The sequence below is a fragment of the Streptomyces fumanus genome (assembly GCF_014655295.1).
Lineage (GTDB): Bacteria > Actinomycetota > Actinomycetes > Streptomycetales > Streptomycetaceae > Streptomyces > Streptomyces fumanus.
Genome location: NZ_BNBI01000022.1, coordinates 1 through 23,061, shown reverse-complemented (window position 1 = coordinate 23,061; position 23,061 = coordinate 1). Strand labels below are relative to the sequence as shown.

The 23,061-nt window shown below is 72.4% G+C and carries 17 protein-coding genes and 1 pseudogene; 11 read left to right on the top strand and 7 right to left on the bottom strand.

What is annotated here, in order from left to right:
• Positions 1 to 125 precede the first annotated feature (125 nt).
• Positions 126 to 3,272, bottom strand: a complete 3,147-nt coding sequence (ileS, locus tag IE316_RS33435) for an isoleucine--tRNA ligase (protein WP_190208323.1) — start codon at positions 3,270 to 3,272, stop codon at positions 126 to 128.
• Between the two features lie 275 nt (positions 3,273 to 3,547).
• Between ileS and IE316_RS33430 the strand changes: the two genes are divergently transcribed.
• The 5 genes from IE316_RS33430 (at position 3,548) to IE316_RS33410 (ending at position 8,116) form a co-directional block, all read left to right on the top strand.
• Positions 3,548 to 4,303 carry a TraR/DksA family transcriptional regulator gene (locus tag IE316_RS33430; RefSeq protein WP_373311387.1) on the top strand — a complete coding sequence of 252 codons (756 nt, stop codon included), beginning with the start codon at positions 3,548 to 3,550 and terminating at the stop codon, positions 4,301 to 4,303.
• A gap of 50 nt (positions 4,304 to 4,353) precedes the next feature.
• On the top strand, positions 4,354 to 4,974 hold the full coding sequence (gene lspA, locus IE316_RS33425) for a signal peptidase II (RefSeq protein ID WP_190208322.1): 621 nt from the start codon (positions 4,354 to 4,356) through the stop codon (positions 4,972 to 4,974).
• 58 nt (positions 4,975 to 5,032) lie between these two features.
• Positions 5,033 to 5,977 (top strand): RluA family pseudouridine synthase, encoded by a 945-nt coding sequence (locus IE316_RS33420; protein ID WP_190208321.1) that lies wholly within the window; start codon positions 5,033 to 5,035, stop codon positions 5,975 to 5,977.
• Complete coding sequence (locus IE316_RS33415) at positions 5,974 to 6,441, top strand: GNAT family N-acetyltransferase (protein WP_190208320.1); 468 nt, start codon at positions 5,974 to 5,976, stop codon at positions 6,439 to 6,441. Before IE316_RS33420 ends, IE316_RS33415 begins: the two co-directional genes overlap by 4 nt.
• A gap of 88 nt (positions 6,442 to 6,529) precedes the next feature.
• Complete coding sequence (locus IE316_RS33410) at positions 6,530 to 8,116, top strand: Na+/H+ antiporter (protein ID WP_190208319.1); 1,587 nt, start codon at positions 6,530 to 6,532, stop codon at positions 8,114 to 8,116.
• Positions 8,117 to 8,137: 21 nt separating this feature from the next.
• Here the strand turns inward: IE316_RS33410 and IE316_RS33405 are convergent, their stop codons facing one another.
• Positions 8,138 to 9,256, bottom strand: a complete 1,119-nt coding sequence (locus IE316_RS33405; RefSeq protein WP_190208318.1) for a mechanosensitive ion channel family protein — start codon at positions 9,254 to 9,256, stop codon at positions 8,138 to 8,140.
• A gap of 87 nt (positions 9,257 to 9,343) precedes the next feature.
• On the opposite strand from IE316_RS33405, the pseudogene IE316_RS33400 reads away from it, so the two are divergent.
• A pseudogene (locus IE316_RS33400) lies at positions 9,344 to 9,937 on the top strand (dienelactone hydrolase family protein); the annotation flags it as partial.
• A 27-nt stretch (positions 9,938 to 9,964) separates the two neighbouring features.
• Here IE316_RS33400 and IE316_RS33395 read toward each other — a convergent pair.
• From IE316_RS33395 to IE316_RS33380, 4 genes are all read right to left on the bottom strand, one after another.
• Positions 9,965 to 11,674: an alkaline phosphatase D family protein gene (locus IE316_RS33395; RefSeq protein ID WP_190208316.1), complete on the bottom strand. Its 1,710-nt coding sequence runs from the start codon at positions 11,672 to 11,674 to the stop codon at positions 9,965 to 9,967.
• A gap of 87 nt (positions 11,675 to 11,761) precedes the next feature.
• Positions 11,762 to 12,574, bottom strand: coding sequence for a DsbA family protein (locus IE316_RS33390; RefSeq protein WP_190208315.1), 813 nt, complete (start codon positions 12,572 to 12,574; stop codon positions 11,762 to 11,764).
• Positions 12,575 to 12,652: 78 nt separating this feature from the next.
• On the bottom strand, positions 12,653 to 13,357 hold the full coding sequence (locus IE316_RS33385; protein WP_190208314.1) for a hypothetical protein: 705 nt from the start codon (positions 13,355 to 13,357) through the stop codon (positions 12,653 to 12,655).
• A gap of 80 nt (positions 13,358 to 13,437) precedes the next feature.
• Positions 13,438 to 14,763: a DUF2252 domain-containing protein gene (locus IE316_RS33380; protein ID WP_190208313.1), complete on the bottom strand. Its 1,326-nt coding sequence runs from the start codon at positions 14,761 to 14,763 to the stop codon at positions 13,438 to 13,440.
• 236 nt (positions 14,764 to 14,999) lie between these two features.
• Here IE316_RS33380 and dnaE point away from each other — a divergent pair, with 236 nt between their 5' ends.
• A complete protein-coding gene (gene dnaE / locus IE316_RS33375; RefSeq protein WP_190208312.1) occupies positions 15,000 to 18,539 on the top strand; it encodes a DNA polymerase III subunit alpha in 3,540 nt (1,179 codons plus the stop codon).
• Positions 18,540 to 18,628: 89 nt separating this feature from the next.
• On the opposite strand, the gene IE316_RS33370 is transcribed toward dnaE, so the two are convergent.
• Positions 18,629 to 18,793, bottom strand: a complete 165-nt coding sequence (locus IE316_RS33370) for a hypothetical protein (protein ID WP_190208311.1) — start codon at positions 18,791 to 18,793, stop codon at positions 18,629 to 18,631.
• Between the two features lie 222 nt (positions 18,794 to 19,015).
• Here IE316_RS33370 and IE316_RS33365 point away from each other — a divergent pair, with 222 nt between their 5' ends.
• The 4 genes from IE316_RS33365 to IE316_RS33350 all read left to right on the top strand — a co-directional run bounded on the left by IE316_RS33365 (position 19,016) and on the right by IE316_RS33350 (position 22,943).
• Positions 19,016 to 20,227, top strand: a complete 1,212-nt coding sequence (locus IE316_RS33365; protein ID WP_190208310.1) for an NYN domain-containing protein — start codon at positions 19,016 to 19,018, stop codon at positions 20,225 to 20,227.
• A 133-nt stretch (positions 20,228 to 20,360) separates the two neighbouring features.
• Complete coding sequence (locus IE316_RS33360) at positions 20,361 to 21,335, top strand: ABC transporter ATP-binding protein (protein WP_190208390.1); 975 nt, start codon at positions 20,361 to 20,363, stop codon at positions 21,333 to 21,335.
• An 83-nt stretch (positions 21,336 to 21,418) separates the two neighbouring features.
• Positions 21,419 to 22,240, top strand: a complete 822-nt coding sequence (locus IE316_RS33355; protein WP_190208309.1) for an ABC transporter permease — start codon at positions 21,419 to 21,421, stop codon at positions 22,238 to 22,240.
• A 34-nt stretch (positions 22,241 to 22,274) separates the two neighbouring features.
• Entirely contained in the window at positions 22,275 to 22,943 is a 669-nt protein-coding gene (locus tag IE316_RS33350; RefSeq protein WP_190208308.1) for an AAA family ATPase, read from the top strand.
• Positions 22,944 to 23,061: the final 118 nt, after the last annotated feature.

Here is a 23,061-nt window from a genome sequence, read left to right as displayed (position 1 = left end):
CGTCGGCGCCGTTCAGGGCGGGCCCCGGGTTCTCCACCCGGGGCCCGCCCTGTTGTGTGCCCGGGACGCGCGGCACGGCGAAGACCCGGCCCCCGTGCGAGGGGGGCCGGGTCTCTTCGCGTCGGCTACGCCTTGCGCAGGCGGAACGTCAGGGACAGGCCCTCGTCGGTGAACGGGGCGCCGTAGCTGTCGTCCGCCTCGCCCTGGGCGAAGTCCGTCGCCAGCACCTCGTCGGCGATCAGACCGGCGTGGTCGGTCAGGGCGGCCAGGACCGCCGGGTCGGTGGCCGTCCAGCGCAGGGCGATGCGGTCGGCGACGTCCAGACCGCTGTTCTTGCGGGCCTCCTGGATCAGGCGGATCGCGTCCCGGGCCAGGCCCGCGCGGCGCAGTTCCTCGGTGATCTCCAGGTCCAGGGCGACCGTCGCGCCCGAGTCGGAGGCGACCGACCAGCCCTCGCGCGGGGTCTCCGTGATGATCACCTCGTCCGGGGCGAGGGCGATGGTCTCGCCGTCCACCTCGACCGACGCCGTGCCCTCGCGCAGCGCCAGGGAGAGGGCGGCGGCGTCCGCGCCCGCGACGGCCTTGGCCACGTCCTGCACGCGCTTGCCGAACCGCTTGCCCAGCGCCCGGAAGTTGGCCTTGGCGGTGGTGTCGACCAGCGAACCGCCGACCTCGCTCAGCGAGGCCAGGGACTCGACGTTCAGCTCTTCCGTGATCTGCGCGTGCAGCTCGGGGGAGAGGGTCTCGAAGCCGGTCGCCGCGATCAGCGCCCGGCGCAGCGGCTGGCGGGTCTTGACGCCGGACTCCGCGCGGGTGGCGCGGCCCAGCTCGACCAGGCGGCGGACGAGGACCATCTGCCGCGACAGCTCCGGGTCGATCGCCGCCAGGTCCGCCTCCGGCCACGCGGACAGGTGGACGGACTCCGGGGCGCCCGGGGTGACCGGGACGATCAGGTCCTGCCAGACCCGCTCGGTGATGAACGGCGTCAGCGGGGCCATCAGCTTGGTGACCGTCTCGATCACCTCGTGCAGGGTGCGCAGCGCGGCCCGGTCGCCCTGCCAGAAGCGGCGGCGCGAGCGGCGGACGTACCAGTTGGACAGGTCGTCGACGAACGCGGAGAGCAGCTTGCCGGCGCGCTGGGTGTCGTAGCCCTCCAGCGCCTGGGTCACCTGGTCGGTCAGCGCGTGCAGCTCGGACAGCAGCCAGCGGTCCAGCAGCGGGCGGTCGGCCGGGGCCGGGTCGGCCGCGCTCGGCGCCCAGCCCGTGGTGCGGGCGTACAGGGCCTGGAAGGCGACCGTGTTCCAGTAGGTCAGCAGCGTCTTGCGGACGACCTCCTGGATGGTGCCGTGGCCGACCCGGCGGGCCGCCCAGGGGGAGCCGCCGGCCGCCATGAACCAGCGCACCGCGTCGGCGCCGTGCTGGTCCATCAGCGGGATCGGCTGGAGGATGTTGCCCAGGTGCTTGGACATCTTGCGGCCGTCCTCGGCGAGGATGTGGCCGAGGCAGACCACGTTCTCGTAGGAGGACCGGTCGAAGACCAGGGTGCCGACCGCCATCAGCGTGTAGAACCAGCCGCGGGTCTGGTCGATGGCCTCGCTGATGAACTGCGCCGGGTAGCGGGACTCGAAGAGTTCCTTGTTCTTGTACGGGTAGCCCCACTGCGCGAACGGCATCGAACCCGAGTCGTACCAGGCGTCGATGACCTCCGGCACGCGCGTGGCGGTCAGGCCGCACCCGTCCTGCGGGCAGGCGAAGGTGACCTCGTCGATGTACGGGCGGTGCGGGTCCAGGGCCGAGTGGTCGGTGCCGGACAGCTCGGACAGCTCCGCGCGGGAGCCGACCACGGTGAGGTGGTCCTCCGCGCAGCGCCAGATCGGCAGCGGGGTGCCCCAGTAGCGGTTGCGGGAGAGCGCCCAGTCGATGTTGTTGTCCAGCCAGTCGCCGTACCGGCCGTGCTTGACGGTGTCCGGGAACCAGTTGGTCTTCTCGTTCTCCGCCAGCAGACGGTCCTTGATCGCCGTGGTGCGGATGTACCAGGACGGCTGCGCGTAGTACAGCAGCGCGGTGTGGCAGCGCCAGCAGTGCGGGTAGCTGTGCTCGTACGGCAGGTGCTGGAAGAGCAGGCCGCGCTCGGCGAGGTCCTCGGTGAGCCGCTCGTCGGCCTTCTTGAAGAAGACGCCGCCGACCAGCGGGAGGTCCTCCTCGAAGGTGCCGTCGGGGCGCACCGGGTTGACCACCGGCAGGCCGTAGGAGCGGCAGACCTTGAGGTCGTCCTCACCGAAGGCGGGGGACTGGTGGACCAGACCGGTGCCGTCCCCGGTGGTGACGTACTCGGCGTTGACCACGTAGTGGGCCGGCTCGGGGAACTCCACCAGGTCGAAGGGGCGCCGGTACGTCCAGCGCTCCATCTCGGCGCCGGTGAACGTCTGCCCGGTGCTCTCCCAGCCCTCGCCGAGGGCCTTGTCGAGCAGGGGCTCGGCGACGACCAGCCGCTCCTCGCCGTTCGTGGCGACGACGTAGGTGACCTCCGGGTGGGCCGCCACCGCGGTGTTCGACACCAGCGTCCACGGGGTGGTCGTCCACACCAGGAGGGCGGCCTGGCCGGCCAGCGGACCCGAGGTCAGCGGGAAGCGGACGTAGACGGAGGGGTCGACGACCGTCTCGTAGCCCTGGGCCAGCTCGTGGTCGGACAGGCCGGTGCCGCAGCGGGGGCACCAGGGGGCGACGCGGTAGTCCTGGACCAGCAGGCCCTTGGCGAAGATCTGCTTCAGCGACCACCAGACGGACTCGATGTACTCCGGGTCCATCGTCCGGTACGCGTCGTCCATGTCGACCCAGTAGCCCATCCGGGTCGTCAGCTCGGTGAAGGCGTCCGTGTGCCGGGTCACCGACTCGCGGCACTTGGCGTTGAACTCCGCGATGCCGTACGCCTCGATGTCCGGCTTGCCGCTGAAGCCCAGCTCCTTCTCGACCGCCAGCTCCACCGGCAGGCCGTGGCAGTCCCAGCCGGCCTTGCGGGCCACGTGGTAGCCGCGCATGGTGCGGAAGCGGGGGAAGACGTCCTTGAAGACGCGGGCCTCGATGTGGTGGGCGCCCGGCATGCCGTTGGCGGTGGGCGGACCCTCGTAGAACACCCATTCGGGGCGTCCCTCGGACCGCTCCAGGGTCTTGGCGAAGATCTTCTGCTCGCGCCAGAAGTCGAGCACCGCGTGTTCGAGCGCGGGCAGGTCGACCTGGGCGGGTACCTGGCGGTACTGCGGCGGCGTATTCAACGCGATTCCTCCGGCGGACGTGCTGCCTTCCGTCGGAGGGACGAGAGCACTGTGCTCCCGCGGTACCACCCTCCTTGGCTCCCGGTGCGTCGGGTGCGCCGGTGAACCCCCTCATTGGGCTCGCGAGGCCGGGTCTACTCGCCCTGGCGGGCTTTCTTCCGGCGGCTCCGGGGTGATCTTCACGACGCGCTCGCCCCCGGGCTCCCACCGTCCCCGGGTCGCTCTGGGCTGCCTACGCCGCTACTCGTCCCCATCCACGCTTTTCGCTCCGCCCAGTGTACGGCGCCCGGCGGACAGCGGCCGACCGGTTTCCGGCCGGTGGTGCCCCGGGCGGCGATCGGGCGGGCGCGCGCCGGGGCGCCCGGTGCGGCGCATACCTGGCGGTGAGCTGGGCACAACGGATGCAGGTCCGTCGAGCGGCGGTCGCGAGGCGGGCGAATCGGGCGGTGCGCCCCGTTGCCGCGGGACCGAAGTCGATTTATCGTCCCAGCACGGTTCGCGAGCAAGATCACATTTGTGAAGGGGCGGCGCAGGCCGCGGAGCAGACGGGAGCCACGACAGTGGTTGCGAAGAAGACTCCTGGCACGGCCACGGCGGCCACGTCCGCCGTTCCGAAGGCGCGGGGCACGGTGGACCCCGGTGACCTCGCGGTGCGTCCGGGCGAGGACCCCTGGACGCCGCAGGAGGTCGAGGAGGCGCGCGGCGAGCTGGAGTCCGAGGAGGCCCGGCTCCGCGCCGAGCTGGACTCCTCCGAGCGGGCGCTGCAGGGCCTGATGCGGGACTCCGGGGACGGCGCGGGCCACGACGAGGCGGACACCGGCACCAAGAACATCACGCGCGAGCACGAACTGGCGCTGGCCGCCAACGCGCGCGAGATGCTCTCCCAGACCGAGCACGCCCTGGAACGCCTGGAGGCGGGCACCTACGGACTGTGCGAGAACTGCGGCAGGCCGATCGGCAAGGCCCGGATGCAGGCGTTCCCCCGGGCCACCCTGTGCGTGGAGTGCAAGCAGAAGCAGGAGCGGCGTTAGGGCGTGCCGTACGCTCGTCTCCAGTCAGGTACCTAGGTCGAGGGACTCACGTGGCAGAGGCGGAGCGCATCATCGGTACGCCGGACACCCCGGACGCGGCGGGGGACGGGCAGCGGGAGCCCGATGCCGAGCGGGCGGGGACCGCGCCCGGCGAGGCCGGGGGCGGCGCCGGCGCGCGGCCCGCGGGCAGGCGCCGGATCGCCGTGCTGTTCGCGGTGGCCGTCTGCGCCTACCTGCTGGACCTGGTCAGCAAGATGATCGTGGTCGCCAGGCTGGAGCACCACGAGCCGATCGAGATCGTCGGGGACTGGCTGCGGCTGGAGGCGATCCGCAACGCGGGCGCCGCCTTCGGCTTCGGCGAGGCGTTCACCGTGATCTTCACCGTGATCGCCGCGGCCGTGATCGTGGTCATCGCCCGCCTCGCCCGCAAGCTCTACAGCCTGCCCTGGGCGGTCGCGCTCGGCCTGCTGCTCGGCGGCGCCCTCGGCAACCTCACCGACCGGATCTTCCGCTCGCCCGGCGTCTTCGAGGGCGCGGTGGTGGACTTCATCGCGCCCAAGCACTTCGCGGTGTTCAACCTGGCCGACTCGGCGATCGTCTGCGGCGGCATCCTGATCGTGCTGCTCTCCTTCCGCGGCCTCGACCCGGACGGCACCGTCCACCGGGACTGAGCGCACGGGACCGGGCGCGCGTACGCCGGTGTCGGTGCCGTCCGGCATACTCGACCGGGTGAGCACGATTCCCGAGATCCGTACCCTGCCCGTGCCCGACGGCCTGGAGGGCGAGCGCGTCGACGCCGCCATCTCCCGCATGTTCGGCTTCTCCCGCACCAAGGCCGCCGAGCTGGCCGCCGCGGGGAAGGTCACGGTCGACGGGTCGGTGGTCGGCAAGTCGGAGCGGGTGCGGGGCGGGGCCTGGCTGGAGGTCGAGATGCCCCAGGCGCCCGCGCCCGTCCAGGTCGTCGCCGAGCCGGTCGAGGGCATGGAGATCGTCCATGACGACGAGGACGTCGTGGTCGTCGTCAAGCCGGTCGGGGTCGCCGCCCACCCGTCGCCCGGCTGGACCGGCCCGACCGTGATCGGCGGGCTCGCCGCCGCCGGGTACCGGATCTCCACCTCCGGCGCCGCCGAGCGGCAGGGCATCGTGCACCGCCTGGACGTCGGCACCTCGGGGCTGATGGCGGTCGCCAAGTCGGAGCGCGCCTACACCTCCCTCAAGCGCCAGTTCAAGGAGCGCACGGTCGACAAGCGCTACCACACCCTGGTGCAGGGCCACCCCGACCCGACCAGCGGCACCATCGACGCGCCCATCGGCCGCCACCCGCAGCACGACTACAAGTGGGCGGTCACCGCGGACGGCAAGCCCTCCGTCACGCACTACGACCTGATCGAGGCGTTCCGCGCGGCCTCCCTGCTCGACGTGAAGCTGGAGACCGGCCGCACCCACCAGATCCGGGTCCACATGGCCGCCCACCGCCACCCCTGCGTCGGCGACCTGACCTACGGCGCCGACCCCACCCTGGCCAAGCGGCTGAAGCTGACCCGTCAGTGGCTGCACGCCGTCCGCCTCGGCTTCGAGCACCCCGGCACCGGCGACTGGGTGGAGTACGCCAGCGACTACCCGGACGACCTCCAGCAGGCCCTGGACCGGGTCAGGGAGGAGACCTACGCATGACCCCGCCCTACCGGGTGCGCGTCGCCGAGGACCGGGCCGACCTGGACGCCTGCTTCGCCGTGCGCAAGGACGTCTTCGTCGCCGAGCAGGGCGTGCCGGAGGACATCGAGTACGACGCCCATGACGCCGGCGCGGTGCACGTCCTGGCGGTCGGCGCGGACGGCGTGCCGCTCGGCACCGGACGGCTGCTGTACGGCGCGGCGGCGGCCGGCAGGACCGGCGGCGACCCGTCCGTCGGCTCGCTCGGGCGGCTCGCCGTGACCCGGGCCGCCCGCGGACTGGGCGTCGGCGCCGCGCTGGTCCGGGCGATCGAGGAGGCCGCACGGGCACGCGGGCTCGCCGCGGTCGACCTGCACGCCCAGACCCACGCCCTCGGCTTCTACGAGAAGCTGGGCTACACGGCGTACGGCCCGGAGTTCCCGGACGCCGGGATACCGCACCGGGCGATGCGCCGGGCGCTGTGACCCGAGAGTGCCGCACCGGCTGACGGGGCAGGTGGTGACAGGGTGGACGTCTGCCCCGTGACCGCCGAGACACACCGGAGCGCTGACCGTGGATCAGTTGGGCCTGCTTTTCCTGCTGTTGCTCGGGGCCCTGGTGAGCGTCCCCGTCGGGGACCGCCTCAGGCTCCCGGCGCCGGTGCTGATGACCGTGTTCGGCATCGTCCTGGCGCTGCTGGACTTCGTGCCCAATGTCGACATCCCGCCGGACCTCATCCTGCCCGCGCTGCTGCCGCCGCTGCTCTACGCGGCCGTGCGGCGCACCTCCTGGCGGCAGTTCGCGGTCAACGTACGGCCGATCTTCCTGCTGGCGGTGGCGCTGGTCTTCGTCACCATGGCGTGCGTGGCCACCGTCGCCCACGCCATCGTGCCGGGGCTGCCGCTGGCCGCCGCCTTCGCGCTCGGGGCGCTGGTCGCGCCGCCCGACCCGGTCGCCGCGACCGCCGTCGCCGGGCAGTTGGGGCTGCCGCGCCGCCTGGTGTCCATCCTGGAGGGCGAGGGGCTGTTCAACGACGTGACGGCCATCGTCCTGTACCACGTGGCCATCGCCGCCGCGGTCAGCGGGACCTTCTCGCCCTGGAGCGCCGGGGGCGACCTGGTGCTGTCCGCCGTCGTCGCCGTCGCCGTCGGCCTGGCCCTGGGCTGGGGCGCCAACAAGCTGCACGGGCTGCTGGGCGACGCCACCCTCCAGATCGGCCTCACCCTGCTGGTGCCGTACGCCTCCTACGTGCTGGCCGAGGAGCTGCACGGCTCCGGGGTGCTGGCGGTGCTGACCACCGCGATGTTCCTCGCCGAGTACGCCGCCGACGCCGACGACGTGCTCACCCGGCTCGCCGGGCACACCGTCTGGGACGTCGTCGACACCCTCGTCACCGGGGTGGCGTTCGGGCTGATCGGGCTGGAGCTGCACAACGCGCTGCGCACCGCGTCCGGGCACTGGGCCGAGCTGCTCACCTGGGCCGCCGCGGTGGTCGTCGTGGTCGTCCTGGTCCGGCTGCTGTGGCTGCTGCCGGCCACCTGGCTGACCAAGCGGCTGCACTCCCGGCGGGACCAGGACGAGGACATCCCGACGAGCTGGCGGGAGACGATCGTCATGTGGTGGGCCGGGATGCGCGGCGTCGCCTCCGTCGCGCTCGCCCTGGCCATCCCGCTGAAGACGGAGGACGGGTCCGCCTTCCCGCACCGCGAGGAGATCATCTTCATCGCCTTCGCGGTGATCATGGTGACGCTGCTGCTCCAGGGGCTGACCCTGCCCTGGCTGGTGGACCGGCTCGGCGTCCGGGCGGACTCGGAGCGGGAGCAGCGGCTGGAGCGGGACCTGGCGGTGCGCGCCGCCAAGGCCGCCAAGCGGCGGCTGCGCGAGATCGAGGCGGTCGAGGACCTCCCCGAGGAGCTGTCCGAGCAGATGCTGCGGCGGGCCTTCGACATCGGGGTGCGGATCAGCCCCGACATCGGGGACGAGGAACGCCGCGAGGCACAGGAGCAGCGGGTGCGGCGGCTGCGCCGGATCCGGCGGATCCAGGGCGAGATGCTCAGCGCCGCCCGGCACGAGGTGCTGGCGGCGCGCAGCGAACCCGGCGCCGATCCGGAGATCGTCGACCGGGTCCTGCGCCACCTGGACGTCCGCAGCCTGCGCTGAGCCGTGCCGGGTCCCCGGCGTTCAGTGCTCCCGGGCCGGCTGCTCCGGGAAGCGGCGGGGCACCCCGTCGGGGGAGAGGCCGCGCCGCCGGTCGCGGCCGGGCGGCAGATACGCCTCCGCGGTGTTGACGCGGGGCAGCGCGTACGGGTGCTCCTCGGCCAGCCAGCGGACCATCCGCTCGCGCATCGTGACCCGTACCGTCCACAGGTCGTCGGCGTCCTTGGCGGTGGCCAGGCCCCGGATCTGCAGGGTGTTGGGGGTGGTGTCGGTCACGTCCAGGCCGTAGGCGCGGCCGTCCCAGGCCGGGCACTCGCGCAGGATGTCGCGGAGCTTGTCGCGCATCGCGTCCACCGGCGCCGCGTGGTCGACGTGCCAGTAGACGACGCCGGTCATCTCCGGGGTGCCGCGCGACCAGTTCTCGAACGGCTTGGAGGTGAAGTACGACACCGGCATCGTGATCCGGCGCTCGTCCCAGGTGCGCACGGTCAGGAAGGTCAGCGTGATCTCCTCGACCGTGCCCCACTCGCCGTCCACGACCACCGTGTCGCCGAGCCGCACCATGTCGCCGAAGGCGATCTGGAACCCGGCGAACATGTTGCTCAGCGTGGACTGGGCGGCGATGCCGGCGACGATGCCGAGGACACCGGCGGAGGCCAGCAGCGAGGCGCCCGCGGTCCGCATCTCCGGGAACGTCAGCAGCATCGAGGCCGCGGCGACCACGCCGACCACCGCGGTGACCACCCGCATGATCAGCGACACCTGGGTGCGGACCCGGCGCACCCGGGCCGGGTCGCGCCGGACACGGGCGTGGGCGTACCGGTCGTAGGAGGTCTCCACGATCGCCGCGGCGATGCGTATGACCAGCCAGGCCACCGAGCCGATCAGCACCAGCGACAGCACGTGCCCGATGGTGGCCCGGTGCGAGGGGAAGACCCGGGCCTCCACGTAGGAGCCTCTCAGCAGGGCCGCGCACAGGACGAGCTGGTACGGGATGCGGGCGCGGCGCAGCAGCCCCCACAGGGGTGTCTCATGATGTCGTTCGTCGGCCTTGCGCAGCAGCAGATCGGTCGCCCAGCCGATGAACAGGGTCAGCACGACCGAGCCGCCGACCACGATCAGCGGGCGGAGTATGTTCTCCATGACCACGAACGTAACCGGGACCGCGGGGCACTGAACATGTGACTTCCCGGCGGTCCTGGGTAGCGGGCGGGCCGCGCCGCCGGGCCCGGCTGGCACGATGGCCCCATGAACATCGTGCTCTTTCACTCGACCTTCGGTCTCCGGCCCGCCGTGCGGCAGGCCGCCGGCCGACTGCGTGACGCCGGTCACCAGGTGTGGACCCCGGACCTCTTCGAGGGCCGGACGTTCGACACGGTGGAGGAGGGCATGGCGCACAACGAGTCGATCGGCCGGGAGGAACTGCTGCGGCGGGCGGTGCTGGCCGCCGCGCCCTACTCCGAGCGGGGCCTGGTCTACGCCGGGTTCTCGCTGGGCGCCTCCGTCGCCCAGACCCTCGCCCTCGGCGACCACCGGGCGCGCGGACTGCTCCTGCTGCACGGCACCTCGGACATCGCGCCCAACGCCTCGGTGGCCGACCTGCCGGTCCAACTGCACGTCGCCGAGCCCGACCCGTTCGAGACCGACGACTGGCTCAGCGCCTGGTACCTCCAGATGGGCCGGATCGGCGCCGATGTCGAGGTGTTCCGCTACGCCGGGGCCGGCCACCTCTACACCGACCCCGGGCTGCCGGACTACGACGAGGAGGCCGCCGAGGCCACCTGGCGGGTGGCGCTCGGCTTCCTGGAGTCGCTGGAGTCCTGAGCGGGGCCGGCCCGGACCGCGCCGGGCTCAGACCGGGTCGTAGGCGCGTTCGACCCGCTGGGTGCCGCTGCGGGTGCGGTAGGAGCGGGCCCAGGCGGAGGTCGCCGCCGGGTCGGTGCGGTCGGAGATCACGTAGTAGTCCATCTGCGCCCGCTCGGCGGTGATGTCCAGGACGCCGTAGCCGTGGCGGTCGGTGTCGACCCAGTGGACGTGCCGGTTGGCGGCGCGGATCAGCGGGGCGGCGACCGCAGAAATGCTGCCTTCGGGGGCCTTCACCGCGTCGTCGAGGTTGTCGGAGGTGACCGAGGTGACGACGAACTCGGTGGCCGCCGAGGCCGACAGCGGGTACGTACCGGCGTGCACCGGCACGTCGTTGGCCCAGGCCATGTGGATGTCACCGGTCAGGAAGACGGTGTTGCGGATCGCGCCCGCCCGCAGATGGGCGAGGAGTTCGCGGCGGTCGTCGGTGTAGCCGTCCCACTGGTCGGGGTTGAGGGCCAGGCCCTCCCGGGGCAGGCCCAGCAGTTCGGCGAGCGGCGCCAGCAGTTCGGCGGAGAGCGCGCCGATCGCGAACGGGGAGATCATCACCGGGTTGCCGACCAGCCGCCAGGTGGTGTCGGACGCGGAGAGCCCGGCCTTGAGCCAGTCCAGTTGGGCGCGGCCGGTGAGGGTGCGGTCCGGGTCGTCGACCGCGCCGGAGCCGGCCGTGACCTGCTGGGAGCGGTAGGAGCGCAGGTCGAGCAGCGACAGGTCGGCGAGCCGGCCGAAGCGCAGTCGCCGGTAGGTGGTGCCGGCCAGCGCCGGACGCACCGGCATCCACTCGAAGTACGCCTGCTTGGCGGCGGCCTGCCGGGCCGTCCAGGCGCCCTCCCCGCCCTCGGTGTGGTTCTCGGCGCCGCCCGACCAGGCGTCGTTGGCGAACTCGTGGTCGTCCCAGATGGCGACGACCGGCGCCGCCGCGTGCAGGGCCTGGAGGTCGGGGTCGGTCTTGTACCGGCCGTGCCGGACCCGGTAGTCGGCGAGACCGGTGATCTCGTGGGCGGGGGCGTGCGGGCGGACGACGGTGCCGCGGGTGCCGTACTGGCCGGTGCCGTACTCGTAGATGTAGTCGCCCAGGTGCAGCCAGGCGTCCAGGTCGCCGCGGGCCGCGAGGTGGCGGTACGCGGAGAAGTGGCCGGCCTCCCAGTTGGCGCAGGAGACCACGCCGAAGCGCAGGCCGGGGACGGCGGCGTCGGCGGCGGGCGCGGTGCGGGTGCGGCCGACGGGGGAGTCGGTGCCCCCGGCGGAGAAGCGGAAGTAGTAGTCGGTCGCGGGGGCGAGACCGCGCACGTCGGCCTTGACGGTGTGGTCGGCGGCGGCGCTCGCGGTGACGGTGCCCTTGGCGACGACGTCGGTGAAGGCCCGGTCCCGGGCGACGGTCCACTCGACCGGGGTGTCCGGGCCGGCCCCCGAGCCCGGTATGGCCTCGGGCACCGGGGTCACCCGGGTCCACAGCAGGATCCCGTCGGGCAGCGGATCGCCGGAGGCGACGCCGTGCAGGAAGGCGGGGGCGGCCTCGGCGGCCCCCACGGGCGGCGCGGCGAGGAGCGGCGCGGCCACGAGGGCGGTGCCGGCAGCCCCGGCCGCGGCCTTGACGACCGTACGACGGCTCGGCGCGGCGGCACGGACGGCCGGAGGCTGCTCGGTGGCGCGGCGGGTGCCCGGGGACGGCTCGGTTGCTCTGTATCGACTGGTCACGGGCGAGCAGGCTACTGATCGGTAAGCCCCGGGAGCGGGCGAACCGGAAAAGTTCGCCCGCTTTTCAGCCAGTGGTCAGCCGGGGCGTCAGCCCTTGAGCGCCGCGTCGACCGCCGTCTTGAACTCGGCCGCCGTCATGGGCGCGTTCTTGCCGTCGGAGCCGGTCAGGGCCTTGCCGTCCATCTTCAGGGTGGGCGTGCCCGACACCCCGCTCTTGTCGAACTTGTCCGACATCTCCAGCGCCCACTTGTCGTAGGTGCCGTCCTTCACGGCGGCCTGGAACTCCTTGTTGCCCTTCAGGGCGTCCACCGTGTCCGCCACCTTGATCAGATAGGCGTCGTCCTTGAACTTGTCGTCGGTCTCCTCGGGGTGCCACTTGGCCGAGTAGAGCGCCGACTTGTAGTCGAGGAACGCCTCGGGGCTGACGTTCAGCGCGGCGCCCAGCGCGCTCAGGGCGTTCTTGGAGCCCTCGCCGCTCAGGCTGTCGTCGAGGAAGGTGGCGCCGATGAACTGGATCTTGTACTTGCCGTCCTCGACGTCCTTGGCGACGGTCTCGCCGACGGTCTGCTCGAACTGGGCGCAGATCGGGCAGCGCGGGTCCTCGTACAGCTCCAGGGTCTTCTTGGCGTCGGCCTTGCCGATGACGACGGTGGTGCCGTCGGTGCCGGAGGTGTTGGCCGGCTTGACGAGCTGCTCGTCGGCGACGGCGTCCCAGTGGTCGGGCTTGTTGGCCTGGACGACGGCGTAGCCGATGCCGCCGGCTATCGCCAGCACACCGACGATCGAGCAGGCCACGATGACCTGCCGCTTGGCCTTCTGCCGCTTGGCCTGGCGCTCGCGCTCCTGGCGCAGCCGCTCACGGGCCGCCGTCTTCGCCGTCTGGCTGTTCCGCTTGCTCATGGTGATGATCTCCGTGGGATTCGCACACGCGGGTGTGCGGGGGACGTGCGGGGGACTGGTGCTCGGGGGTCGGTCGGGTCACCCGAGGGCGACCGAGCACGGCGGTCCACGCCGTCCCAGGGAGTGCGCGAGGATCCGGTCCCGGGCCCGCACGGGCCGGCGGGCCGGGTACGCGGGCCGGCCGGCGGCCGGGACGGGCCGCGCGGCGACCGCGGCCACCGCCAGCAGCAGCGGCCGGAACGTGGTCGCGGTCACCGCCCGCAGCACCTGGGCCAGCGCGCGCTCGCCCCGGCGCAGCCAGGCGGCGGCGAGCAGGCCGACGCCGACGTGGGCGGCGAGCAGCAGCCAGGAGGTGCCGGTGCCGGCGTGCGCCAGCAGGGCGGCGAGCCGGTCGGTGTCGGCGCCGGTGACCCGGGTCAGCGGGGCGGTGACCCCGGCGCGCACCCCGGTGCCGTCGCCGCACAGCACGTCGAAGCCGACCGCGCGCAGCGGGCCGGTGACCGGACCGCCCGCCCGGCCGTAGCAGAGGTGCTGGCCGGTGGTGAAGACCGTGTCGGCGGCCAGCTCCAGCGGGATCAGCAGGGCGGCGATCCGCCCGAAGGTGCGCTCCCGGGCGGCCAGCGCGTACGCCGGGACGAACACGGCGGCGGCGACCGCGGCCACCGTGGGCAACGGCAGCGGAACCCCGGACAGCAGCACGTGCGACGCGGTGCTGAGGGTCACGACGAGTGCCGTGAACAGCGCCGCGCGGACGGCTCTGAGCGGGGTTCCGGATATGTCCATGGCGTAGGAGAGTGTGTCACGGGCTCCGGTAAAAGAACCCTAAAGGGTGGCTGTGAACGCCCGGGATCACCGCCCCGGGATCACAGCCCCGGGATCCGGCCGTTGCGGAACAGGTCGACGAAGATCTGGTGGTCCTTGCGGGCCCGGGCGCCGTAGGAGTGGGCGAAGTCGACCAGGAGGGGCGCGAAGCCCTCCTCGTCGGCCGCGATCGCCGCGTCGATGGCCCGCTCGGTGGAGAACGGCACCAGGGACTCGCCGGACTGGTCGTCCGCCGCCGCGTGCATGGTGGCCGTCGCCCGGCCCAGGTCGGCGACCACCTCGGCGATCTCCTCCAGGTCGTCGATGTCGCCCCAGTCCAGGTCGACGGCGTACGGCGAGACCTCGGCGACCAACTGCCCGGCGCCGTCCAGCTCGGTCCAGCCCAGCCACGGGTCGGCGTGCGCCTGCAGGGCGCGCTGGGAGATCACCGTGCGGTGGCCCTCGTGCTGGAAGTAGCCGCGGATGGACGGGTCGGTGATGTGCCGGGAGACGGCCGGGGTCTGGGCCTGCTTGATGTAGATCACCACATCGTTCTCCAGGGCGTCGCTGTTGCCCTCCAGCAGGATGTTGTACGACGGCAGCCCGGCCGAGCCGATGCCGATGCCGCGCCGGCCGACCACGTCCTTCACCCGGTAGGAGTCGGGGCGGGTCAGCGAGGACTCCGGGAGGGTCTCCAGATAGCCGTCGAAGGCCGCGAGCACCTTGTAGCGGGTGGCGGCGTCCAGCTCGATGGAGCCGCCGCCCGGCGCGAACCGGCGTTCGAAGTCGCGGATCTCCGTCATCGAGTCCAGCAGCCCGAACCGGGTCAGCGAGCGGGCCACCCGCAGCGCGCCCAGCAGCGGCCCCTCGGCGGTGTCCAGCGTGAACGGCGGCACCTCGTCGCGCTTGGCGCCGGTGGCCAGCGCGCGGATCCGCTCCCGGTAGGCGCCCGCGTAGACCCGCACCAGCTCGGTGATCTGCTCGTCGCTGAGCGCCTTCGCGTACCCGATCAGCGCCACCGAGGCGGCGAACCGCTTCAGGTCCCAGGTGAAGGGGCCGACGTACGCCTCGTCGAAGTCGTTGACGTTGAAGATCAGGCGGCCGGTGGAGTCCATGTACGTGCCGAAGTTCTCCGCGTGCAGGTCGCCGTGGATCCACACGCGCGAGGTGCGCTCGTCCAGGTACGGGCCGCCGTCCTTCTCCGCGTCCAGGTCGTGGTAGAAGAGGCAGGCCGTGCCCCGGTAGAAGGCGAAGGCCGACGCCGCCATCTTGCGGAACTTCACGCGGAACGCGGCCGGGTCGGCGGCCAGCAGCGCGCCGAAGGCGGTGTCGAAGACGGCGAGGATCTCCTCGCCGCGGTGCTCCTCGTCGAGCTGCGGGACCGACATCGCTGGGTGCCTCCTGGTGCGGGTGGTGCGTCACGGGTGGAGCGGGTCTCCACCGCCGTCAACGTGCGAGGGGCCGGGCGAGTGCCCGCGCCCCCGGGGGTCCGCGCGACACGCGGGCCCCCGCACGACGGTACGCGGGCGAGCCCCCGGAGTGTCAGCCGCGAGGCATAGACTTCGACGCTGACCCCCCGGACCGTTCCCGGTCCGTCGCCGACAGTTCTCCCAGGAGGCCGAACGTGTCCAAGCCGCCGTTCACGCACCTGCACGTCCACACCCAGTACTCCCTGCTGGACGGTGCCGCGCGGCTGAAGGACATGTTCAACGCGTGCAACGAGATGGGCATGACCCACATCGCCATGTCCGACCACGGCAACCTGCACGGGGCGTACGACTTCTTCCACTCCGCGCAGAAGGCCGGGATCACCCCGATCATCGGGATCGAGGCGTACGTCGCCCCCGAGTCGCGGCGGAACAAGCGCAAGATCCAGTGGGGCCAGCCGCACCAGAAGCGGGACGACGTCTCCGGCTCCGGCGGTTACACCCACAAGACGATGTGGGCCGTGAACAAGACGGGTCTGCACAACCTGTTCCGGCTCTCCTCCGACGCCTACGCCGAGGGCTGGCTGCAGAAGTGGCCCCGGATGGACAAGGAGACGATCTCCCAGTGGTCCGAGGGGATCGTCGCCTCCACTGGCTGCCCCTCCGGGGAGGTGCAGACCCGGCTGCGGCTCGGCCAGTTCGACGAGGCCCTCAAAGCCGCCGCCGACTACCAGGACATCTTCGGCAAGGACCGGTACTTCCTGGAGCTGATGGACCACGGCATCGACATCGAGCACCGGGTCCGCGACGGCCTGCTGGAGATCGGCAGGAAGCTCGGCATCCCCCCGCTGGTCACCAACGACTCGCACTACACGTACGCCCACGAGGCGGGCGCCCACGACGCGCTGCTGTGCATCCAGACCGGCAAGAACCTCTCCGACCCCGACCGCTTCAAGTTCGACGGCACCGGCTACTACCTGAAGTCGACGGAGGAGATGTACGCCATCGACTCCTCCGACGCCTGGCAGGAGGGGTGCGCCAACACCCTGCTGATCGCCGAGATGGTCGACACCACGGGCATGTTCGAGAAGCGCGACCTGATGCCCAAGTTCGACATCCCCGAGGGCTACACCGAGGTCACCTGGTTCCAGGAGGAGGTCCGCCGGGGCATGGAGCGCCGCTTCCCCGGCGGCATCCCCGAGGACCGCCAGAAGCAGGCCGAGTACGAGATGGACGTCATCATCCAGATGGGGTTCCCGGGCTACTTCCTGGTGGTCGCCGACTTCATCATGTGGGCCAAGAAGAACGGCATCGCGGTCGGCCCCGGCCGGGGCTCCGCGGCCGGCTCGATCGTGGCCTACGCCATGGGCATCACCGACCTCGACCCGATCCCGCACGGCCTGATCTTCGAGCGGTTCCTCAACCCCGAGCGCGTCTCCATGCCCGACGTCGACATCGACTTCGACGAGCGCCGGCGCGTCGAGGTCATCCGGTACGTGACGGAGAAGTACGGCGCCGACAAGGTCGCCATGATCGGCACCTACGGCACCATCAAGGCCAAGAACGCGATCAAGGACTCCGCGCGGGTGCTGGGCTACCCGTACGCGATGGGCGACCGCATCACCAAGGCCATGCCCGCCGACGTCCTCGGCAAGGGCATCCCGCTGTCCGGCATCACCGACCCCAGCCACCCCCGGTACTCGGAGGCCGGCGAGGTCCGGTCGATGTACGAGAACGAGCCGGACGTGAAGAAGGTCATCGACACCGCCAAGGGCGTCGAGGGCCTGGTGCGGCAGATGGGCGTGCACGCGGCCGGCGTGATCATGTCCAGCGAGACCATCACCGACCACGTCCCGGTCTGGGTGCGGCACACCGACGGCGTCACGATCACCCAGTGGGACTACCCGAGCTGCGAGTCGCTCGGCCTGCTGAAGATGGACTTCCTGGGCCTGCGCAACCTCACGATCATGGACGACGCCGTCAAGATGGTGAAGGCCAACAAGGGGATCGACATCGATCTCCTGAGCCTCCCGCTCGACGACCCGACCACCTTCGAGCTGCTCCAGCGCGGCGACACCCTCGGCGTCTTCCAGTTCGACGGCGGCCCCATGCGCTCCCTGCTGCGCATGATGAAGCCCGACAACTTCGAGGACATCTCCGCCGTCTCGGCCCTGTACCGGCCGGGCCCGATGGGCATGAACTCGCACATCAACTACGCGCTGCGCAAGAACGGCCAGCAGGAGATCACCCCGATCCACCCCGAGCTGGAGGAGCCGCTCAAGGAGGTCCTGGACGTCACCTACGGCCTGATCGTCTACCAGGAGCAGGTGCAGAAGGCCGCCCAGATCATCGCCGGGTACTCGCTCGGCGAGGCCGACATCCTGCGCCGCGTGATGGGCAAGAAGAAGCCCGACGAACTGGCGAAGAACTTCACCATCTTCCAGTCCGGCGCCCGCAACAACGGCTACAGCGACGAGGCCATCCAGGCCCTGTGGGACGTGCTGGTGCCGTTCGCCGGCTACGCGTTCAACAAGGCGCACTCCGCCGCGTACGGACTGGTCTCGTACTGGACGGCGTACCTCAAGGCCAACCACCCCGCCGAGTACATGGCGGCGCTGCTCACCTCGGTCAAGGACGACAAGGACAAGTCGGCGGTCTACCTCAACGAGTGCCGCCGCATGGGCATCAAGGTGCTGCCGCCCAACGTCAACGAGTCCGAGGCCAACTTCGCCGCCCAGGGCGACGACGTGATCCTCTTCGGCCTCTCCGCCGTGCGCAACGTGGGCACCAACGTGGTCGACTCGATCATCAGGTGCCGCAAGGCCAAGGGGAAGTACGCCTCCTTCCCGGACTACCTGGACAAGGTCGAGGCGGTGGTCTGCAACAAGCGCACCACCGAGTCCCTGATCAAGGCCGGTGCCTTCGACTCCCTGGGCCACACCCGCAAGGGCCTCACCGCCCAGTACGAGCCGATGATCGACAACGTGGTCGCGGTCAAGCGCAAGGAGGCCGAGGGCCAGTTCGACCTCTTCGGCGGCATGGGCGAGGAGCAGAACGACGAACCGGGCTTCGGCCTGGACGTGGAGTTCTCCACCGAGGAGTGGGACAAGACCTATCTGCTCGCCCAGGAGCGGGAGATGCTCGGTCTGTACGTCTCCGACCACCCGCTCTTCGGCCTGGAGCACATCCTGTCCGACAAGGCCGACGCGGGCATCTCCCAGTTGACCGGCGGCGAGCACGCGGACGGCGCGGTGGTCACCATCGGCGGCATCATCTCCGGCCTGCAGCGCAAGATGACCAAGCAGGGCAACGCCTGGGCGATCGCCACCGTCGAGGACCTCGCGGGCTCCATCGAGTGCATGTTCTTCCCGGCGACCTACCAGTTGGTCTCGACCCAACTCGTCGAGGACGCCGTGGTGTTCGTCAAGGGCCGGCTGGACAAGCGGGAGGACGTGCCCCGGCTGGTCGCGATGGAACTCCAGGTCCCCGACCTGTCCAACGCGGGGGCCAACGCGCCCGTGGTGCTCACCATCCCCGCCACCCGCGTCACCCCGCCCATGGTCAGCCGCCTCGGCGAGATCCTCACCCACCACAGGGGCGACAGCGAGGTCCGGATCAAGCTCCAGGGGCCGACCAAGACCACCGTGCTCCGGCTGGACCGGCACCGGGTCAAGCCGGACCCGGCCCTCTTCGGCGACCTGAAGGTGCTGCTCGGCCCGTCCTGCCTGGCCGGCTGACCGGCCTCCCGCGACGGCCGAGGGGCGCGTCCGGTGCCGGACGCGCCCCTCGCCGCGTACCCGGGCCGCAACGGCCCCCGGCCCGCGGATCAGTTGTGGCCGAAGCGCTTGCGCCGCTTGCCGCGGGGGGCCTCGTCCGGCGTCGCCAGCGGCGGGGCCAGCTCTTCCTCGCGGTCCAGGACGGCCTGGGTGCCCTGCCCGGCGCGCTCGGCCCGGGGCTGCTTACGGTCACGGTTGTTCCGGTTCTTGGCCATGGTGGTGCCTCCTGTGGGAAGTTAGGGGCCAGGGCCGCGTTCAGATTCACACAGGCCGATAAAGAACGCATGTCGGGCAATTACCGTCCGTGACACGGGCCGTCGGGTCCCCTCCGCCCGCAAACGCCACGCCGAAGATCGAGTTCCGACCGTTAACCCCCGCGTGGTCGGGCAGACTCGAAGCAAGCCCGAAGCAAACCTCCCGGAAAGAGGGTGGATCGCGTGGACCGCTGCATCGTCCTGGTGGACGCCGGGTATCTGCTGGGGGCCGCCGCCAGTCTCCTCGCCGGGGAGCCCTCCCGGTCCCGGATCACCGTGGACCACACCGCCCTCATCCAGGGCCTGCGCGAACGCGCCGAGTCCGACACCCAGCAGCCGCTGCTGCGGATCTACTGGTTCGACGGCGCTCCCGACCGGGTCCCGCAGCCCGAGCACCGCAGGCTGCGCGTGATGCCCCGGGTCACCGTCCGGCTGGGCGCGCTGACCCGCAGCGACGGCCGCTGGGCGCAGAAGGGCGTGGACGCGGCCATGCACGCCGAGCTGACCGAGCTGGCCCGCAACCGCGCCTGCTCCGACATCGTCCTGGTCACCGGCGACGGGGACCTGCTGCCGGGCATGATGGCCGCCAAGGAGCACGGCGTCGCCGTCCACCTGTGGGCCGTGCAGGCCGCCGACAACAACTACAACCAGTCCGAGGACCTGGTCGCCGAGGCCGACGAGCGCCGGGTCCTGGACCGGGCCTGGATCACCCAGGCGGTCCGCGCCAAGGAGCTGACCGGGGTGTGCGCCCCGCCGCCCGCGCCCCGCCCCGAGATCGCCGCGATCCTCTCCGCGCCGCTGCCCGAGTCGGCGCTGGCCGCCGCGGCCGAGCGGACCGCCGGGGAGCAGCCCCACCCCGCCCCCGGCCCCGGGCGCAACGGCTCCGAGGAGCGGGGCGCCGCCGTCAAGGGCGTCCCCACCCCCAAGGACCTGGCCGCCCTGCGCGCCCCCGGCCCCCAGCCCGCCCAGCCCCCCGCCTCCGCGACCCTGCGCTGGTCCTCCGACAAGGGCTGGGTGGACCGGCCGGCGGCCGAGCCCCCCGAGGCCGCCTCGATGCCGACGCTCGCCCAGTTGACCACCGCCGAGCAGCGCTGGGCCGACCGGGAGGAGGACATCACCACCGTCGGCGGCGACCCCTACGAGGTCGGACAGGTGTTCGCCCGCCGGTGGGTGGAGCGCCTCGGCGACCAGAGCCATCTGCAGAAGCTGTCCGCGATGTACCCCCGCGTCCCGCACCGCATCGACGGCGAGCTGCTGCGCTACGCGGCCCGCTTCGGACTGCTGGCCCACAAGGACGACCAGATCGACGAGCACGACCGGTACGCGATCCGGGCCGGGTTCTGGCGCGAGATCGGGGTGCGCACCACGACCGAGCCCACCGCCGCGGGCGGGTGAGCCCCGCCGCCCGGGCGACACGCGAATCGACCCTTATGGGCCGACCCGGACGCGGTGCGCGAGGGCGGACCCCGTACCCTCGTCCCTTGTGAGTACGCGCGCGGCACAGGCACTTCGACCCGGTGGCGATGCCGTGTGCGTGGTGCGGGGGCTGACCAAGACCTATCCGGCGGTACGCGGCCGCCGCGGCGCCCCCGCCACCCCCGAGGTCCGCGCCACCGACGACGTGACGCTGCACATCCGGCGCGGTGAGATCTTCGGCCTGCTCGGACCCAACGGCGCCGGGAAGTCCACGCTGGTCCGGCAGATGACCGGGCTGATGCGGCCCGACGCCGGGAGCGTGGAGATCCTCGGCCACGACATCGTCCGCCACCCCGAGCGGGCCGCCCGCATCCTCGCCTACCTCGGCCAGGAGTCCACCGCCCTGGACGAGCTGACCGTCTCGCTGGCCGCCGAGACCACCGGACGGCTGCGCGGCCTGGACGCCCGCCGGGCCCGCGCCGAACGGGACGCCGTCCTCGACGAACTGGGCCTGGCCCCGCTCGCCGCCCGCCCGCTGAAGAAGCTCTCCGGCGGCCAGCGCCGCCTGGCCTGCTTCGCCGCCGCGCTGGTGGGTCAGCGCCCGCTGCTCGTACTGGACGAGCCGACCACCGGCATGGACCCGGTGGCACGGCGCGCGGTCTGGGCCGCCGTCGACCGGCGCCGCGCCGAGCACGGCGCCACCGTCCTGCTGGTCACCCACAACGTCATCGAGGCCGAGACGGTCCTGGACCGGGTCGCCGTCCTGGACCGGGGCCGGGTCATCGCCTGCGACAGCCCCGCCGGGCTGAAGGAGAAGGTGGCCGGCGAGGTCCGGGTCGACCTGGTGTGGCGCGAGGCCGCGCCGCTGCACGTCCCCGAGGTCGCCGCGCTGCGCGACCGGACAGTGGAGTCGGGCCGCCGCTGGACGCTGCGGCTCGCCCCCGAGGAGGCCCGCGCGGTGGTGGCCACCGTCACCGGCGGCGCCGCCTTCGCCGCCCTGGACGACTTCACCCTGGCCACCCCCAGCCTGGAGGACGTGTACCTGGCGCTGGGCGGGGCCGCGCGGCAGGGGCTGGTGAAGGCGTGAACGCCAGGGCCCTGAGCACCCCGGCCCCCGCATCCGTACGTACCCCGCAGCACGACCGCCGGAGCGAAGAGGAGCACCGCGACGTGAGTGTCGTACCCGCCGATGTCCTGCCGGGCGGTGTCCTGGCCGCCGGGGACGGAGCGGCCGGCCCGGCCGAGCTGGGTCCGCGGGCGCGGCTCTGGCCCGCGCTGGCGGCCGTCTACCGGGCGCAGTTGTCCCGGGCCCGGGTCGCGCGGATCCCGCTGCTGTTCGTCGCCACCTTCCAGTCCGTCGGCATCATGATCCTGATGCGCGGGGTGGTGGACGGCGGCGGCGAGGCGCGGGCCGTGGTCGCCGGGTCGGCGGTGCTGGTGGTGGCGTTCGTCGCGCTCAACCTGCTCGCCCAGTACTTCGGCCAGTTGCGCGGCAGCGGCGGCCTCGACCACTACGCCACCCTGCCGGTGCCGCCGGCCGCGGTGGTGCTGGGCGCGGCCGGGGCGTACGCCTCCTTCACCGTGCCGGGGACGGTGGTGACGGCCGTCTCCGGCTGTCTGCTGTTCGGGCTGCCGCTGGCCCACCTGTGGATCCTCGTCGCGGTGATCCCGCTGGCCGGTGCCGCGCTCGCCGGGCTCGGCGCCGCCCTCGGCCTGCTCGCGCCCCGGCCGGAACTGGCCACGCTGCTCGGGCAGCTCGGCATGTCGGCGGCGCTGCTGCTGGGCGTGCTGCCCGCCGACCGGATGCCCCAGGCGGTGAAGCTGGCCCGGGACCTGCTGCCCTCGACGTACGGCGTGGAAGCCTTCGCCCGGACCTTCGGCGACCATCCCGACTGGGCCTATGTGCTGGGCGACCTCGCGGTGTGCGCGGGGGTCGGCGTGGTCTCGCTGGCCGTCGCGACCTGGGCGTACCGGCGGGCCGCCGTCCGGTGACGCGGCGCACAGCCGGGCCTGGCACGATGGCAGGGTGACCGCACCGCTGACGCCGCCTCCGCCACCGAACGACCACTCGTCCGCGCAGACGCCGTACCAGGGCCCGCCGGTGCCGCCGCCCGCCGGCGCGCACGAGGAGCCCGGACCGGACGGCCCCGGCCTGCGCACCGAGCTGCGCGAGGCCGCCGTGACCACCGTGGCGGTCACCGTCTGCGGTGCGCTGCTCGGGGTGCTGTGGTGGTGGCTGGCGCCGAGCGTGCCGCTCGTCGGCGACCTGGTCGACAAGAGCTGGGTGGTCTACCTCAAGGACTCCGAGGGCGAACAGGCGATCGGCGTCGACGGCACGTTCACCCTGCTCGGTCTGGGCCTCGGTGCGCTCAGCGCGCTGGTCGTCTTCGTGCTGCGGCGGCGCGGCGGCGTCCCGATCGTCGTGGGGCTCGGCGTCGGGGGGCTGCTCGGCTCGCTGCTGGCCTGGCGGCTCGGGGTGTGGCTGGGCCCCACCGGGGACGTCATCGCGCACGCCCGGGAGGCGGGCCGGGGCACGACCTTCCCCGCGCCCCTGAAGCTCGGCGCCAAGGGCGCGCTGCTGGCCTGGCCGATCGCGGCGCTCCTCGTCCACCTCGGCCTGACGTCGCTGTTCGGCCCCCGAGACCCGGAGCCGTACCCGTACCCGCACCCCGGCGAGCCGCCGAAGCGGCTCTAGGTCGTGTCCGCAAAGTCCCTTCGTCCGCCCGGAGGGCGGGCCCCGCGGCGTCTGGTGCGTGCTCTCGGCGTGCCGGACGCAGTCCCTCGTACTGGGCGTACTCGGGGCTGTGTCCGGT

Coding starts and splice junctions, on each gene's coding strand:
- IE316_RS33415 (WP_190208320.1), top strand. CDS start 5,974: ATGACCCCGCCCTACCGGGTGCGCGTCGCCGAGGACCGGGCCGACCTG.
- IE316_RS33405 (WP_190208318.1), bottom strand. CDS start 9,256: ATGGAGAACATACTCCGCCCGCTGATCGTGGTCGGCGGCTCGGTCGTG.
- IE316_RS33390 (WP_190208315.1), bottom strand. CDS start 12,574: ATGAGCAAGCGGAACAGCCAGACGGCGAAGACGGCGGCCCGTGAGCGG.
- IE316_RS33385 (WP_190208314.1), bottom strand. CDS start 13,357: ATGGACATATCCGGAACCCCGCTCAGAGCCGTCCGCGCGGCGCTGTTC.
- IE316_RS33380 (WP_190208313.1), bottom strand. CDS start 14,763: ATGTCGGTCCCGCAGCTCGACGAGGAGCACCGCGGCGAGGAGATCCTC.
- IE316_RS33370 (WP_190208311.1), bottom strand. CDS start 18,793: ATGGCCAAGAACCGGAACAACCGTGACCGTAAGCAGCCCCGGGCCGAG.